The organism is Streptomyces sp. SID5785, from assembly GCF_009870065.1.
In the GTDB taxonomy this organism is placed as follows: domain Bacteria; phylum Actinomycetota; class Actinomycetes; order Streptomycetales; family Streptomycetaceae; genus Streptomyces.
Genome location: NZ_WWIA01000390.1, coordinates 1 through 820, shown reverse-complemented (window position 1 = coordinate 820; position 820 = coordinate 1). Strand labels below are relative to the sequence as shown.

1 protein-coding gene is annotated in these 820 nt (G+C 80.0%); it reads left to right on the top strand.

From position 1 onward, the window contains the following. Positions 1–820: MFS transporter (locus GTW43_RS12785; RefSeq protein ID WP_161301780.1), on the top strand; the 820-nt coding region annotated here is incomplete at both ends.

Sequence of the window (820 nt, the reverse complement as noted above, 5' to 3'; positions counted from 1 at the left end):
GCTCTGTGGGCACCCACCCTCGCGGGCCCGCTGCTCGGCGCGCTCGCGGACCGGTGGCCGCGCCGTCGCCTGCTCGTCGTCGTGAACCTGGCCCTGGCCTGCCTGGTCCTCGCCCTGCCCGCGGTGGACGGCCCGGACCGCGTGGGCCTCCTGTTCGCGGTCCTGGTCCTGTACGGGGCGGGCGGTGTCGTCACGGACGCGGCGGAGGCCGCCTGGCTCGCCGGCGCCGTGCCGCGGGACGTGCTCGGCGGGTTCAACGGACTGCGGACGGCGGTGAACGAGGGCATGAAGGTCGTGGCCCCGCTCGCGGGCGCCGCCCTGTTCGCCGCCTACGGCGGGCCCCCGGTGGCGGTCCTGGACGCGGTCACGTTCGCCGTGGCCGCGGGCCTGCTCGCCCGGCTGCCGGGCCCGGACCCGCGCCCGGTCCGCCGCGACGGCGGCCGTGCCCTGGACGGCCTGCGGGAGCTGCGCCGGCACGGGACGCTGCGGCCGCTCGTGCTGTCCGGGGCGGGCGCGATGGTCCTTTCGGGGGTCTCGGGCGCCTCGGTGTTCGCGGTCGTGGACGGCCTCGGCCGCTCCCCCGCCCACGCCGGCGTGCTGTACGCGGCGCAGGGCGCGGGCTCGCTGCTCGCGGGAGCGGCGACGGGCACGCTGCTGTCACGCCTCGGCGGGCGGCGCTTCGCCGCCTGCGGCATCGCCCTGTTCGCGCTGGGCGCGGCAGTGCGGGCGGTGCCGTGCGAGGCGGTGGTGCTCGCGGGCAGCGCGGCGGTCGGGGCGGGGCTGCCGTGCCCGCTCGTCGCGGCGCTGACGGCGGTGCAGC